This is a genomic window from Pararhizobium gei, from assembly GCF_029223885.1.
GTDB classification, from domain to species: Bacteria; Pseudomonadota; Alphaproteobacteria; order Rhizobiales; family Rhizobiaceae; genus Pararhizobium; species Pararhizobium gei.
Map to the genome: position 1 here is coordinate 3474255 of NZ_CP119409.1, position 14383 is coordinate 3488637.

11 protein-coding genes are annotated in these 14383 nt (G+C 60.1%); 1 reads left to right on the forward strand and 10 read right to left on the reverse strand.

Features of this window, described 5'->3' with window-relative positions; genetic code table 11:
• The first annotated feature begins 29 nt into the window (after window positions 1-29).
• On the forward strand, window positions 30-2519 hold the full coding sequence (locus PY308_RS16930) for a hypothetical protein (protein WP_275784855.1): 2490 nt from the start codon (window positions 30-32) through the stop codon (window positions 2517-2519).
• 236 nt (window positions 2520-2755) lie between these two features.
• Here PY308_RS16930 and PY308_RS16935 read toward each other — a convergent pair whose 3' ends face one another.
• The 10 genes from PY308_RS16935 to tolQ form a co-directional block, all read right to left on the reverse strand.
• Window positions 2756-3586, reverse strand: a complete 831-nt coding sequence (locus PY308_RS16935; RefSeq protein ID WP_275784857.1) for an outer membrane protein — start codon at window positions 3584-3586, stop codon at window positions 2756-2758.
• A 219-nt stretch (window positions 3587-3805) separates the two neighbouring features.
• On the reverse strand, window positions 3806-5158 hold the full coding sequence (gene glmM / locus PY308_RS16940) for a phosphoglucosamine mutase (RefSeq protein WP_275784859.1): 1353 nt from the start codon (window positions 5156-5158) through the stop codon (window positions 3806-3808).
• Window positions 5159-5441: 283 nt separating this feature from the next.
• Window positions 5442-7385 carry an ATP-dependent zinc metalloprotease FtsH gene (gene ftsH, locus PY308_RS16945; protein ID WP_275784861.1) on the reverse strand — a complete coding sequence of 648 codons (1944 nt, stop codon included), beginning with the start codon at window positions 7383-7385 and terminating at the stop codon, window positions 5442-5444.
• 93 nt (window positions 7386-7478) lie between these two features.
• The gene (gene tilS / locus PY308_RS16950; RefSeq protein WP_275784864.1) at window positions 7479-8825 is read right to left on the reverse strand and encodes a tRNA lysidine(34) synthetase TilS; all 1347 of its coding nucleotides are present in this window, start codon (window positions 8823-8825) and stop codon (window positions 7479-7481) included.
• Entirely contained in the window at window positions 8815-9804 is a 990-nt protein-coding gene (gene ybgF, locus PY308_RS16955) for a tol-pal system protein YbgF (protein ID WP_275784866.1), read from the reverse strand. The genes tilS and ybgF overlap by 11 nt, the downstream gene beginning before the upstream one ends.
• A gap of 179 nt (window positions 9805-9983) precedes the next feature.
• Window positions 9984-10508 carry a peptidoglycan-associated lipoprotein Pal gene (gene pal / locus PY308_RS16960; RefSeq protein ID WP_275784868.1) on the reverse strand — a complete coding sequence of 175 codons (525 nt, stop codon included), beginning with the start codon at window positions 10506-10508 and terminating at the stop codon, window positions 9984-9986.
• 177 nt (window positions 10509-10685) lie between these two features.
• Window positions 10686-11996 (reverse strand): Tol-Pal system beta propeller repeat protein TolB, encoded by a 1311-nt coding sequence (gene tolB / locus PY308_RS16965; RefSeq protein WP_275791182.1) that lies wholly within the window; start codon window positions 11994-11996, stop codon window positions 10686-10688.
• Between the two features lie 32 nt (window positions 11997-12028).
• Window positions 12029-13096, reverse strand: coding sequence for a TonB C-terminal domain-containing protein (locus PY308_RS16970; protein WP_275784871.1), 1068 nt, complete (start codon window positions 13094-13096; stop codon window positions 12029-12031).
• 10 nt (window positions 13097-13106) lie between these two features.
• Window positions 13107-13562: a protein TolR gene (gene tolR, locus PY308_RS16975; RefSeq protein WP_275784873.1), complete on the reverse strand. Its 456-nt coding sequence runs from the start codon at window positions 13560-13562 to the stop codon at window positions 13107-13109.
• Between the two features lie 26 nt (window positions 13563-13588).
• Window positions 13589-14308, reverse strand: coding sequence for a protein TolQ (gene tolQ / locus PY308_RS16980; RefSeq protein WP_275784876.1), 720 nt, complete (start codon window positions 14306-14308; stop codon window positions 13589-13591).
• Window positions 14309-14383 lie beyond the last annotated feature (75 nt).

The following is a 14383-nucleotide window of genomic DNA, read 5'->3' on the forward strand; positions in this document are numbered from 1 at the left end:
GATTTCGCCAATTGAATGAGAAAGTTCTGATGGCGGATTTTGTTGCAGTTATTCGAAGGACCGTCGATGGTCTGTCGGACAATGTTCCCGAGATGCGGACCAAGGTCTATGACAAGGCCCGTGGTGCCGTTCGCCGTCAGCTCGAAAATATGAAGCCTCGTCCATCGGACGAGATGATCGAACGCCAGATGACCAAGCTGGAAGCCGCGATCCGCGAGGTCGAGGATGACCACGCGGAAGCGCTTCCACCGTTGGAAGACGAGCCTGCAGCCGCCATTCCCGCCGCCACGGTACTTCCACCCGAACCCGTTGACACGCAGGTGCAGCCCGTTGCGGCGGAAAACGTGGCTCCGGCGGCGGAACTGGAACCAGAACCAGAGCGCGAACCTGACCCGGTAGTGGTTCCCGACGTCATGTCTGCCGAGCCCGCAAACGTCCCGGCCGAGGCGATCGACGAACCGTCGATCCCGCCCCAAGCAGAACCGGTTGCCGAGCAGCCGGACGAGGAACATCCGGTTGCAGAGGCAGAGCCGGTCGTGTCATCGACTGAAGATGCAGCCGAAACGCCCCTGGCCGATGACCCGGCGACTGAGCAGCAAGCGGCCGAACCACTGGCGGAACATAGTCCGGTCGTTGCCGACGAGCCGGTTGACGCTGCCGCCGCCGAGGAGCCGGAATGGCAGCAGCCGGTGCAAGCGGTGGAAACTGCGGAAACTGGGGAGGCCATTGACCATCTTCCGGAGGCAGTGGATGTCCAGCCAGCCGACGAGGAGACTTATGTCGAGCCGCCTGTGGAAGTGCCGCCAGAGATTGGCTCTCAAGATGTTGGTACGATAGAGCAGCCCCCGCTCGAGGCCGCCCAGGACCGGCCAATGCCGCCGGCGACATCGGAATGGGAATTGCCGGAGTGGAACGATCCCGTACCGGTCTCCGCGCACAGCGAACCTGTTTTGACGGTGGTCGCCGACGAGGTGACGGTTGCGGAAGAGATCCCGGATCTGTCGAGCTATGAACCCGTGGAGACGGTAACCGTACTTGACGCCGAGGGCGAAGCACCGGCATCCGCCGGCGATCCGTCCCATTCCTGGTCCTGGGAGGAAACGGATCCATTTGCCCAGACTGCTGAACCCGTGGCTCCCGACAGCAGTGAGCCGGCAATCGCCGATTGGTCATGGCCGGTGGAAAAAGCAACGTCGGAACAGGCGGATCGACCGGCCGGTTCCGGTGGCGACAATTGGAGCGAGATCGAGGAATTGCTTGCTCAGGGGACAGCGGCTTCGGCTGCCGGTGCCGCTGCGGCGTCCCGCGCCACCGGTTCTGTCGATACCGGAGTGGAGGTCGGATCGGCCCCCGCGCGGCCAATCTCCTACCGGGCGGAACCGAAGCCGTCCCGGTTCAATATCAAAGCCGTTGCGATCCTGCTCGTCGTCCTGCTTTTGATCACCGGCGGCGGTTATGCCTATTGGCAGAACAGAACGACAGTTGACAGCTGGGTTGCGTCCACGGTCGGTTCTTTGTCGGCAGAGCTTCCAGGACAGCAGGCTACGGAACAGGCTCCGACGGAAAATGCGGGCAAGGACCTCGCCGTTCCGGAAACATCTCCGCAAACAACCCCCGAGACCGCAACGCCTTCAACTACCGATGTCGCTGCGCTCGACAGCGGCAATACGACCAAGTTTACCCAGCGGCTTAAGGCCGATGGCACGGAGATCGACGAGGGTCCGGCGGCCACGGCATCTGGCGCCGCAGCAGCTTCAGCGGAGGAAGGAAAGTCGGTCGCCGCTCAAACACAAGCCAGCCAGCCGCCCCAGGATGCCGCTCAGGCAAGTCCTGCCGTGCAGTCCAATCCGACGACAACGCAAGCCGATCCCGCCGCGGGCGTGGAGCAGCCGGCGCAGACCGTTCCCGAGCAGCAGACCGCCGTCGATCCGGCCACGCAACAGATCCCGGCCGGTGCACAGAAAATGTTCCTGTACGAGGAGCGTCTCGGTCAATCGGCCCCGACGGCAATCGAAGGCAATGTCGCCTGGTCCGTGAAGGAAGAATCGCCTGGCGACGATGCGAAGCCCGAGCCGGTGATCCAGGCGCAGATCAATGTGCCGGAACGCGGCCTGACGGCCTTGATGACGATCAAGCGCAATGCCGACGCATCGCTCCCGGCGAGCCACGTCATCGAATTCGTCTTCTCACTGCCTGAGAACTTCGAGGGCGGCAGCATCGACAATGTTCAGCGTGTCTCGATGAAGCGGGCCGAACAGGAGCGTGGCGACCCGTTGATCGCCGTTCCGGCCAAGATCACCGATGATTTCCACATGATTGCTCTGAACGATTTCCCGGAAGCCGTGACGACGAACACCGATCTTCTGCGCAACCGTAACTGGATCGACATACCGCTGACCTATCGCAACGGACGCCGGGCATTGCTGACCCTCGAAAAAGGCCCGGCCGGGACTGAGGCTTTCAACACGGCGATGCAGGCATGGAGCCTCGTCACCCCGGCGCGGGCCGCCGGCCAGTAAGGATTAGACAGGTACAGGATGGAGGTGTCTGTCCTGCAAGCCGAACTTCCGCTGTGGCGTTAACCTCAAGGGCAGGCGGAACGCAGCAGTGACCTGGAGTGCCACGCCCATATCTGATTCAATGAGAAAGGCCGAACCCTGCGCTACAGGATCCGGCCCTTGCATTGCACTGAACTGACCGCCCGACTTGCAAGAGTCTGGTTCTGACCAGACCCTAAACTTCGGAAGATGACATTCTACTTGTAGATTGCCGGCTCAGCCTGCGGAACGTAGACTTCCTGGGGCGCGCAATCATTGCCGAAGGAATACCGCAGGCCGGCGCGAGCTTCGTGCAGGTACATGCCCTCGTCGGAGCCTGGACCGCTGTTTTCCCGATATCCGAACATGTCTCCGCCGAGCACATGGCGGAAGCGGTAGCCGACATCGGCCTTGAGATTGCAGGTAAGGTCGATCGCGGTACCCGCCATCAGCGCATAGGTAAAGCGCCACTTCTTCTTGCCATCATGATCGAATTCGGGATCGCAGTTTTCAGAGTTTCCGGTTTCGCAGCTGGTATTGCGCAACTTGTCCCACCGGACCTGAGTTCCGCCGATACCGGCACCGACATAGGGCGTGAACGAGCCGTAAGTGCCGATATCAACATAGGCATTGGCCATCAGGCTCCAGGCCGTCAGTGTTGCGACATCGCGCGACGTGCAGGAGAATGCAACACCGCAGGAGCCGGTTGTCGATCCTTCGAAGTCCGTCTTGCCAAGATAGTCGAGCGTCACGTCGGTGCGCAGGTAATTGTTGATCTGGTAACCGACACCGACGCCGCCAACCCAGCTATCATCCAACTCGGCGTCATCGAAGTCTCGAACATATCGGCCCGGGCCTTGGTAGAAATGCGCGCCACGCAAGTTGGTGAAGGCATAGCCGACATCGCCGCGCAGGTACCAACCATTTGCTTCGGCAATCTGCACTGGTTCCGAGATCGGCTGTTCGATCGGCGGCTCATAAAGATCCGCGGCGAAGGTCGCGGTGCTGCCGAGCAGAGCGGCAACAACGCCAATCAAAATAGTCTTCATGGCCGTACTCCGATATACTGTTAGAGGCGGGCAAAAGCGCGACCGCCAATATCTGTCATTGGAGTGTATAGTGAAGAATAAAAGTTAAGGCCCGATTAACTACGAAAATTTACCGTATTCGTTAAGCAAGATTGTCCGGACCCGAGCAACTTGACAGCGTCCGCAACAGACAAAGGCCGGGCATGCCCGGCCTTATAAAACCCTCAACGAGCCTGATGATCACGCAGCGTTGCGGGCAGCGCCGATAACGCCGATCAGTTCATCGACGATGCGTTCGACTTTTGCCCGATCGTCGCCTTCCGCCATGACGCGGATCAGAGGCTCGGTACCTGAAGGACGGATCAGCAGCCGGCCACCACTTTCAAGTTCGGCTTCTGCAGCAGCGATCGCCTGGCGGACAGACACATTGTCCAGAGCACCGCTTCCAGACACACGGACATTCTTGAGAACCTGAGGCACAGGCTCGAACCGGTTGCAGACTTCGCTTACCGTTCTGTCTTGACGTTTGACGCGCGCCAAAATCTGCAGTGCAGCGACCAGACCGTCGCCGGTCGTTCCAAAATCCGACAAGACAATATGCCCCGACTGCTCGCCGCCGACATTGAAGCCATGCTGGCGCATATGTTCCACAACATAGCGGTCTCCGACCTTTGTGCGATGCAAGTCGAGACCCCTGCCCTTCAGATAGCGCTCGAGCCCCAGATTGGACATCACGGTTGCGACGATGCCGCCCCCCTGCAACAGGCCGTCAGCGGCCCAGCTATCAGCGATGACGGCCATCAGCTGATCGCCGTCGATGATCTTGCCATTCTCGTCGACGATCAGCACCCGGTCGGCGTCGCCATCGAGCGCGATGCCGATATCGGCCCGCACTTCGTGCACCTTCCTCGACAGCGCAGCGGGATGTGTCGATCCGCATTCGAGATTGATGTTCATACCGTTCGGTTCATTGCCGATGGTCACGACATCGGCGCCCAGTTCCCATAAGGCGAGAGGAGCGACCTTGTAGGCCGCGCCATTGGCGCAGTCGATGGCCACCCGGAGCCCCTGAAGGGTCACGTCACGTGGCAATGTGCGTTTGGCATGTTCGATATAGCGATAGATATCGCCCTCGACGCGCTTTGCCCGGCCGATCTCCTGCGATTTTGCAAGCTGGCTCGACATGTCCTTTTCGAGAAGATCCTCGATCTGTCCTTCCATCTCGTCCGAAAGCTTGTAGCCATCGGGTCCAAACAACTTGATGCCATTGTCCTGGAACGGGTTGTGGGAAGCAGAAATCATCACGCCGATATCGGCGCGCAGGGATCGCGTCAGCATGGCGACGCCCGGCGTCGGGATCGGTCCGAGCAGAAAGACATCGAGGCCGGCCGCTGTGAAGCCGGCAACCAATGCGTTTTCCAGCATATAGCCGGATAGGCGGGTATCCTTGCCGATTACCACCCGATGCCGGTGCGCGCCATTGCGGAAAATCGTCCCGACGGCAATGCCGACGCGCATGGCGAGGTCCGGCGTCATCGGAAACAGATTGGACTGCCCGCGAATGCCGTCCGTGCCAAAATATTTGCGCTTCATACAAACTCCGTTCTTGCTCAGGATTCCGGTCCCGTCGTCGCCAGCCAATTTGCCCGCGGCTTTTCTGACGGTCATTCCATGTCGTGCCGATGACGTCCTTCGAAGAGGCCAAGGGAAATGAAAGATTCTTCTTTGCCACAAAAACCCAGCGGCAGCATCACACCCTATCATCAGAATTCATTACAGGCCGTTACCAAGACAAAACCGCGTCCAGCCAAACAGGCAAAAGAAAACCGCCGCATCTCCAAGATACGGCGGCTGTATCAATGTCCTGCTGTCAAATTTACTGTGGCTGCGGCTCAAACCCGCCCTCGGGCTCATCGCCCTTGTTGCCAACCGATCCGTCCTTCTTGGAACCGGCAGACGGAACGGCCGAGCCGCGATGTGGCGTCGAATCGTCACCGAGGTCGCGCGCTGGCTTTTCGCCGCGGATGAGGGCCTTGATCTCCTCGCCGGTCAGAGTCTCGTATTCCAGCAGCCCCTCGGCGATCGCGACAAATTCCGAATTCATATCCGTAATGATCCGCTTGGCTTCGACATAAGCCTCGTCGATCAGGCGGCGCACCTCGGTATCGATCTTCTGTGCCGTCGCTTCCGAGACGTTCTTGGACTGCGAGACGGAATGGCCGAGGAAGACTTCCTGCTGGTTTTCACCATAGGCAACATGACCAAGGACGTCGGAAAAGCCCCACTGCGTCACCATCGCGCGCGCCAGCTTGGTCGCTTGCTCGATATCGGACGACGCGCCGGAGGTGATGTTTTCCTTGCCGAACGTGATCTCTTCGGCCACGCGACCGCCCATCATGATGATGAGGCGCGAAACCATCCACTTGTAGCTCATCGAATAGCGGTCGCCTTCGGGGAGCTGCATGACCATGCCGAGCGCACGACCGCGCGGAATGATCGTCGCCTTATGCAACGGATCGGCCATCGGAACCTTGAGCGCGGTGATCGCATGCCCGGCTTCGTGATAGGCGGTCAACTTCTTTTCGGCTTCGGTCATGGCGGACGAGCGGCGTTCCGCACCCATCATGATCTTGTCCTTGGCGTCTTCGAATTCCTGCATGGTGACGACGCGCTTGTTGCGGCGCGCGGCCATCAGGGCGGCTTCGTTGACGAGGTTCATAAGGTCGGCACCGGAGAAACCGGGTGTGCCACGGGCAAGAACCTTGAGGTCTACATTCGGCGCCAGCGGTACGTTGCGAACATGAACCTTGAGGATTCGTTCCCGGCCGTTGATATCTGGGTTCGGCACGACGACCTGACGGTCAAAACGGCCTGGCCGCAGCAGCGCGGGATCAAGAACGTCGGGACGATTGGTCGCAGCGATCAGGATGATGCCTTCATTGGCCTCGAAGCCGTCCATCTCGACTAGCAACTGATTGAGCGTCTGTTCACGCTCGTCATTGCCGCCGCCGAGGCCGGCACCGCGATGGCGACCGACGGCGTCGATTTCGTCTATGAAGATGATGCAGGGCGCATTTTTCTTGGCCTGCTCGAACATATCACGGACACGCGACGCACCGACGCCGACGAACATTTCGACGAAGTCGGAACCGGAGATCGTAAAGAACGGAACATTGGCTTCACCGGCGACCGAACGGGCCAGTAGCGTCTTACCGGTACCCGGAGGGCCAACAAGCAGAACGCCGCGGGGAATACGACCGCCAAGACGCTGGAATTTTTGCGGGTCGCGGAGGAATTCGACAATTTCCTCAAGATCCTGCTTGGCTTCGTCAACGCCAGCAACATCGTCAAACGTGACGCGGCCATGCGCCTCGGTCAGAAGCTTGGCCTTGGACTTGCCAAAACCCATCGCACCGCGTGAACCACCCTGCATCTGCCGCATGAAAAACAGCCAGACGCCGAGGATGAGGAACATTGGCAGCAGCGTGCCGACATAGCTCAAAAAGCCGGACGAGCCGTCGGTTTCGGGACGAACCGTCACAGTGACGTTCTTGGCTTCCATACGCTCGGTCAAAGCTGTGTCGATCGCCGGAGCATAGGTCTGGAAGGAAGTGCCGTTTTCGGTATAAGATCCGATAACCCTGTTTCCGGTAATCAAGACGTCCTTGACGCGACCGCCGTCAACATCCTTCAGGAATTGGGAAAAGGGAATATCCTTCGAACCCGTCCGCTCGGTCGGCTGCTGGAACATGCTGAAAAGCGCGATCAGCAGCAGGACGATAATTGCCCAGAGGGCAAGATTTCTGAAATTAGGGTTCATCGAACTCCCCGGAACCTGTCGCAACCCTCAATGATTTGTGGCTGCATTCTTGCGCTTAACATAGGGTTGCGTGACCGCCTTGCCAAGGCAAACTCAGGTATAAGCTGACTTTTCCGTCAAAACATCGTGAACCGGAGCGGCAGCATAAGGTTCACGGCCAAACAGTCCGGCGATGCGATCAGCTATCATCAGGTCGAAACGCGGCAAAAAGGTGTCGTAAAGCGAGAGCACAGGCTCGACCGCAGCGGAGTCTGATCCAAGCGCGGACAAGTCAGGAGCCGCATGGGCCGCCCGTTTGGCCACGGCCTCTGGGCAGCCTGCGGCAATCAGTCTCGCTACCACCTCGGCACGATTTTGAACCACACCGACTCGCACCGGGGACCTACCGCGGTTTATGATCCGGAAACGGCCGTCCCAGATCTCGCTGTCGCCCGGCCCTATAACGATGTCAGGCAGTTCGCGCGCTTCTCGATAGAGATAAACCCCTGTCCGGCGGTAATCGATGACCACACGCCCGGCCGTCATGCGCCCGTCTTCACGCCGTTTCAGAAATGCAGCCAGGCGTCGGGCTGTCTCTTTGCCCGTCAGATGCGTCTTGCCGCCGGTAATCGCGACAAGGGACAACACGGCCTGCCGGCAATCCGAATTATCCATATTCTCGGCAACAGCCGGATCGAGGCGAATAATGAGCCTCTCGAATTCCTTGGCATACCGGGAGACAAGGTCCGCTGCGCGGCCACTCGATTGCAGTCGTTCCAAACCCGCGCCCGTGTTTGCGCTCCCTGTCCTCTCAGCGAGATCCTCTCGAATTCTCACCCTCTCGAAGCGGCGATTGGTATTGCTTGGATCCTCGAACCAGGCCTCCCCCTCCTCCGCCAGGTAGCTGCGGATCGCATCCCGTTCGATGCAGAGGAATGGCCGCAACACCCAGATCCTGCGATCGAAAAGCACGCCGTCCGCCATGCCTGAAAGCCCCGCGGCATCCGGTTGCGACCGGCCGGCGCGCATGACGATCGTTTCCCGCTGGTCGTTCGCCGTATGGGCTGTGACAACACAGATTGCGCGCGTATCCTCCGCCGCCTCGGCCAGAAGCCGGTAGCGGGCCTCCCGCGCAGCCGCCTGGAGTCCGGTCTGCGGCTTGTCCCCGACCCAGGTGCGAACGATGTGAGGAATTCCATGCACGGCGCAGAAGGCAGCCACGGCACGCGCTTCTCCGGCGGACTCAGGCCTCAGGCCATGATCGACCGTACAGGCGCAAAGCGAGAAATCCGCCAAGCCGTCGCCCCCGATCACCTCGTGCAGCGCCAGCAGCAGCCCCTTGGAATCGCTTCCACCGGAAACGGCAACGAGAATCGCGCCGGGCTTTTTAAAACTGGAGAGAAATTGTCCGGCCGCATCGAGCACGGTCTGTGCCGCAGACGAATGCCGCTCAGCAGGCAAGGCGGCTCTGTTCGCTGGTGACCTTGGCTTTAACAGCGGGTGAAGCCTTCGGATAGCGCTTGCCGACTTCGCGCAGCGTTGCGCAGGCCGTATCCTTGTTGTCCAGAGCGGCCAGCGACATGCCCAGCTTCAGCAACATTTCCGGCGCCTTGGGCGATTTTCCGTAGTTCTGATGCGCGTTCAGAAAGGTCTTGGCCGCATCATTGAATTTGCCCTGGGAATATTGCGCCTCGCCCATCCAGAAATTGGCGTCAGCAGCCTTCTCACCCTTCGGGAATACCTCGAGATAGTCACGGAACTCGTTTTCCGCCTGGCTATAGTCACCGGTCAGCACATGGCCGTAGGCTGATTGGTAGAGATCGCCCGGATTGTCGAGCGCAGCCGTTTGCTGCTGGGTTTCCGGTGTCTGGTTGATCCCCTGATCGACGCCGGGAAGCGTCTGCTCCAGGCTGGTTGCGGACTTGTTCGCCGCAATCGGATTGCCGTTCTCGTCGAAGACGATAGCGCCCAGCGTCGCGGGCGGCGCACCGGCATTGCCGTTTGCAGCGGTGTCCGATCCCAAACCTGCGTTGGGATCGGTTGCTGCCGTCTGATCGTCCGTTGGCAAGGAACCAGCGGACGCAGTGTCGTCGGTCGCCGGTGTCTCTACCCGGCTTTTCTTGGTGCTGCCCGAGCTTCCGCCCTCCAGATCCTGGAAACGGAACTCGTTGTCTTCCTGAAACTTGCGGATCTGCTCCTGCATCTGCAGAAGCTGAAAGCTCATTTCCTCGATACGCCCGTTGAGCGAGCGGATCTGTTCCTCGAGCTGCCCGACACGTCCGATTTCACTGGACTGTACCTTGAGCAGAGGTGCCGGCGACGATGCCTGACCCTGAATTGCGCGATTGAACAGCGCCGAAAGCGGCATGGCGGACGCTGCCGTCCCAAAGCCCGCAAGAGCAGTGAGGCCGATCATCCCCGCCACGACAAAATGTTTCATGTCATGTATCCCGTTAGACTATCTACTCTCGCCAGCCTGCCCTCTACAAATCGGCCAGGCTGCGATGCCGCACAGTTTTCCAATTGGCCCCAAAAAGCAACGGAGTTCGGTAAAACTGTGACAAAAAAGAAAAGGCGACCCGCAGGCCGCCTTTAATCTGCTTTTCCGATGCCGGAAAATTACATTCCGGCGCCGCCGAGGACAGTGACGGCACGGCGGTTCTGCGACCAGCAGGAAATATCGTCGCATACGGCGACCGGCTTTTCCTTGCCGTAGGAGATCGTCCGGATCTTGCTGGCCGGAATGCCGCGCGATGCCAGATATTCGCGGGTTGCTGCCGCGCGGCGGGCGCCGAGAGCAAGGTTGTATTCCCGCGTGCCGCGTTCGTCGGCATGGCCTTCGACAGTGATGGCGTAATTCGAGTAACGCTGCAGCCACTGGGCCTGCTTGTCGAGCGTCGCCTGCGCATCGGCGCGGATCGAGGTCGAGTCCGTATCGAAGAAGATGCGGTCGCCGACATTGACGGTGAAGTCCTGCTGCGATCCGGGCGTCGCGGCGTTAAGGCCGAGTTCGCCGGCGCTGTTAGGCAGGTTTTTCTTCGATGCGCAACCGGCAACGGCAAGCGTCATGAAAAGGGCGACAATGACCGGATTACGGGCAATGGTCTGCATGCGGCCTTCGGCCTGGGCGTGAATGCGGCTCATGGGCCGGTCTCCTTGGATGTCTAAATTCGTGGTTGCCAGACTGTAACCGGAAGCAGTTAATCCACTTTCAACAGCTATGGTTAACAGACAGTCAAAATTTGCTTGAAGCCTGCTAGATCAGGGCTTTGCGGCAGGAAAGCGGCAGTCCCGCCACTTTCCTGCCGTACTGCCGCAATGCTATTCGAGCAGCGGCGACCAGGCCGGATCGGAGGCGAAGCCCTGGGTCTTCACAAGTTGCTCGTTATAACCCGTCAGGTCGATCGAATAGAGCTGCGGCCCACCGGCGCCTGCGTTCTGGCGGAAGAACATCAGCACGCGGCCGTTCGGCGCCCAGGTCGGGCCTTCATTGTGAAAGCCCGTGGTCAGGATGCGCTCGCCCGATCCGTCCGGCTTCATCACGCCGATCGAGAACTTGCCGCCTGACTGCTTGGTAAAGGCGATCAGATCGCCGCGCGGCGACCAGACCGGGGTCGAATAGGAGCCGTCCCCAAAGGAAATGCGATTCTGTCCGCCGCCGCCGGCGCTCATGACGTAAAGCTGCTGGCGTCCGCCGCGGTCGCTTTCGAAGACGATCTGGCTGCCGTCGGGCGAATAGGACGGCGAAGTGTCGATCGCAGCCGTCGATGTCAGCCGGGTCGTGGTGCGCGAGCGTAGATCCATGGTGTAGATGTTCGCATTGCCTTCCTGCTGCAGGCTCATGATCACCCGCTGGCCATCCGGCGAAAAGCGCGGCGCAAAGGTCATGCCGGGGAAATTGCCGACCACTTCGCGTTGCCCGGTCTCAAGCTGCAGAAGATAGACCCGCGGCTCGTTGCCTTCGAAGGACATATAGGTAATTTCCTGCTTGGTGGGCGAGAAACGCGGCGTCAGCACGATATCGTTGGAATTGGTGACGGCCCGGGCATTGGCGCCGTCCTGGTCCATGATCGCCAGTTGCCGCTTGCGTGCATTTTTCGGCCCGCTTTCTGCGACATAGACAATGCGGGTGTCGAAATAGCCCTTTTCGCCGGTGATCTGCTCATAGATCGCATCGGCAATGATATGCGCCACGCGACGCCAGTTTTCCGGCTGCGTGAAGAACTGCTGGCCGGTCATCTGCTGGCCGGCAAACGAGTCCCACAACCGAAACTCCGCCTTCAGGCGGCCGTCCCCTTCCTGCGTCACCCGTCCGGTCACCAGTGCCTGCGCGTTGATGACCTTCCAGTCCTCAAAGCGCGGGGCCGCGTCCGGATTGGTGATCTTTTCGATGAAGGCGCCCTTGTCGATCGGCGCAAACAGCCCCGAACGCTTCAGGTCCGCAGCCACGACATCGGAAATCTTCTGTCCCAGCTCTCCCTGAAGGAAGTCCGTGACGGCGATCGGCAGGGGCTCGACATTGCCCTTGTTGATGTTGATTTCCACCAGCGCATGCGCCGGCGAGGTCAACAGGGTGACCATCGCCGCGATCGCGACGATTAGACGGAAGGGGTTGCGTTTCAGCATGATAATAAAAGCCTCTCAGCCATTCATTCGTGTGAGTGTCAAAGCATGGCGCTCGGATCGAAATTCACGACCACTTCGCTCCAGGAATCGTATTTGTCGGCAGGCAGATTGTCGAAAGGCGCGGATTTCATGATGGCGCGCCGCACGCTGCCCTCGAAGGTGCGCCGCGCCGCGTCTGATCCGCCTGATGCCACGACCTCGGGCCGGCCAATGATCTCGCCGTTCTGGTCGAGTTGCATCGTGACCTTGATCGTCAGCCCTTCCGCCCCGGCAATACCCGCGACCACGGACCAGTTGTTTTCGATTTTGCCGCGCAGGGCATCCATTTCGCTTACCGAAAGGGTATTGCCGGTGGTTTTCTTGGTGCCAAGCGAGGCAGTTTCGGTCGAGCGTTTCTTTCCGCCGCCGGACGAATCCTGCTTGTTGAGAAGCGCCGAAACTTCGTCGGCATCGAAATCCGACTTCATCGCGGTCGATGTCTTCTTCTTTTCCTGCTTGTTCTCTTCGTTCTTGCGATCCGGCGTTTTCGCCGTCTGGGCCGGCTGCTCGACTTTCGGCTTTGCCATCGGCGTCGGGATCTTGTCCGGCAGAGCCTCTGCCTCGGGATTTTCGGCCGGCTGTTCCTCGACCGGCGTTTCCACAGGTTTCGGCTCCGGCTGAACCTCCTGCTTCGGCTCCGGTAGGGCCGCGACCTCGGTTGCAGGCTCCGCCGCAGGCTTCTCCTCGGTAACCTCAGGCGTCTCTTCCTTCACCGGTTCCGGTGTCGGAAGCGGCTTGTCTTCGGACTTGATCGCCCCGGTCGATTCCTTTTCGATAGGCTTGGACTCCGGCTTCGGCGGCGTCTTCAGATCGACGTCGTTTTCGCCGATATTTTCGCCGGCATTGTCCTCGGCCGGCTTCTTGGTCGGGACCGGCGACGGCTTCTCGGACTGGGGGGCCTTGTCGTCACCCTGCTGGGTTTGTGTGATGTCTTCCACCGAAACCATATCGACGGGGATGGCTTCCATATTGGAAACCTCGAAGGATTCCGGACTGCCGAGCGACACCAGCGCCCAGGTGAGGACCAGACCGTGCAGAACTGCGGATGTGATGAGACTGGTCTTCATCGTTCGCGCTCTACTGGTCCTTTTTCGGCTGCGTCACGAGGCCGATATTCTTGAAACCGGCCTCCTGGATTCGGGACATGACGTCGGCGATAACGCCATAGGGCGACGTCGCGTCGCCGCGCACGAAAATACGCTCGCTGTAGCCTGTGGTGGCGATGGCCTCCAGCTTGGCCGCCACTTCCTCGACGGGGATCGGCGTTTCCTGCAGGAAGACCTGGCCGTCGCTCTTGACGGAAATAGTGATCGGCTGCGTTTCCGAATTGAGCGCCTTGGCCTGCGTTTCCGGCAGGTCGATCGGAACGCCCACCGTCATCATCGGCGCGGCGACCATGAAGATGATCAGCAGCACCAGCATCACGTCCACGAAGGGCGTGACGTTGATTTCGCTCATCACGGCCTTGCCGCGACCGCCCCGGCCGCGCCTGCGACCGCCGGAAGCCTTCGATCCACCTGCTGACATACCCATGGAAACACTCCGTCTTGCGGTGCCGGTTACTGCGCGGCCTGGCGCGGCTGCAGCTTCTCGTCGATCTGGCGGGAGAGGATGGCCGAGAACTCATCGGCAAAGCCTTCCATACGGCCTGTGATCTTGGCTGCATCGGAAGAAAATTTGTTGTAGGCGATAACCGCCGGAATGGCGGCCAGAAGGCCGATCGCGGTCGCAAGCAGAGCCTCGGCAATACCGGGGGCGACGACGGCAAGATTGGTGGACTTCGAGCCTGCGATTGCCTGGAACGAGGTCATGATGCCGACAACGGTTCCGAAGAGACCGACAAAGGGGCCGGCCGAGCCGATGGTGGCGAGCGAACCGAGCCGCGCTTCCAGCGCCTCGGATTCCCGTGCGAGCGTGACATCCATTGCGCGGTCGATCCGCATCTGCAGGCCGATCGGCGACCGTGCGCCGCGCTCGAAGGATTTCTTCCATTCGCGCATGGCCGAGACGAAAATGGCGCCCATGCCGGAGGTCTGACGGTCGGAAAGCGTCCGGTAGAGTTCCTCGAGCGACTGGCCGGACCAGAACACCTGTTCGAAAGCATCGAGCTGGCGGCGGACCTTGCCATATTTCAGCGTCTTGTCGACGACGATCGCCCAGGTCCAGACCGAGGCGCCGATCAGCCCCAGCATCACCAGCTTGACGACGAACCCCGCCTCCATGAAAAGCGACCACAGCGTCACGTCCGTCGTCGCCGCAGCCAATCCAACCTGTTCCATAGCCTCAAATCCCCGAATCCGAACGCCCGGCAAGAGCAATCTCATGCTCACAGCCAGGGGGCTCAAACGTCATTG

Coding starts and splice junctions, on each gene's coding strand:
- PY308_RS16930 (WP_275784855.1), top strand. CDS start 30: ATGGCGGATTTTGTTGCAGTTATTCGAAGGACCGTCGATGGTCTGTCG.
- PY308_RS16935 (WP_275784857.1), bottom strand. CDS start 3,586: ATGAAGACTATTTTGATTGGCGTTGTTGCCGCTCTGCTCGGCAGCACC.
- glmM (WP_275784859.1), bottom strand. CDS start 5,158: ATGAAGCGCAAATATTTTGGCACGGACGGCATTCGCGGGCAGTCCAAT.
- ftsH (WP_275784861.1), bottom strand. CDS start 7,385: ATGAACCCTAATTTCAGAAATCTTGCCCTCTGGGCAATTATCGTCCTG.
- ybgF (WP_275784866.1), bottom strand. CDS start 9,804: ATGAAACATTTTGTCGTGGCGGGGATGATCGGCCTCACTGCTCTTGCG.
- pal (WP_275784868.1), bottom strand. CDS start 10,508: ATGAGCCGCATTCACGCCCAGGCCGAAGGCCGCATGCAGACCATTGCC.
- PY308_RS16970 (WP_275784871.1), bottom strand. CDS start 13,096: ATGAAGACCAGTCTCATCACATCCGCAGTTCTGCACGGTCTGGTCCTC.
- tolR (WP_275784873.1), bottom strand. CDS start 13,562: ATGGGTATGTCAGCAGGTGGATCGAAGGCTTCCGGCGGTCGCAGGCGC.
- tolQ (WP_275784876.1), bottom strand. CDS start 14,308: ATGGAACAGGTTGGATTGGCTGCGGCGACGACGGACGTGACGCTGTGG.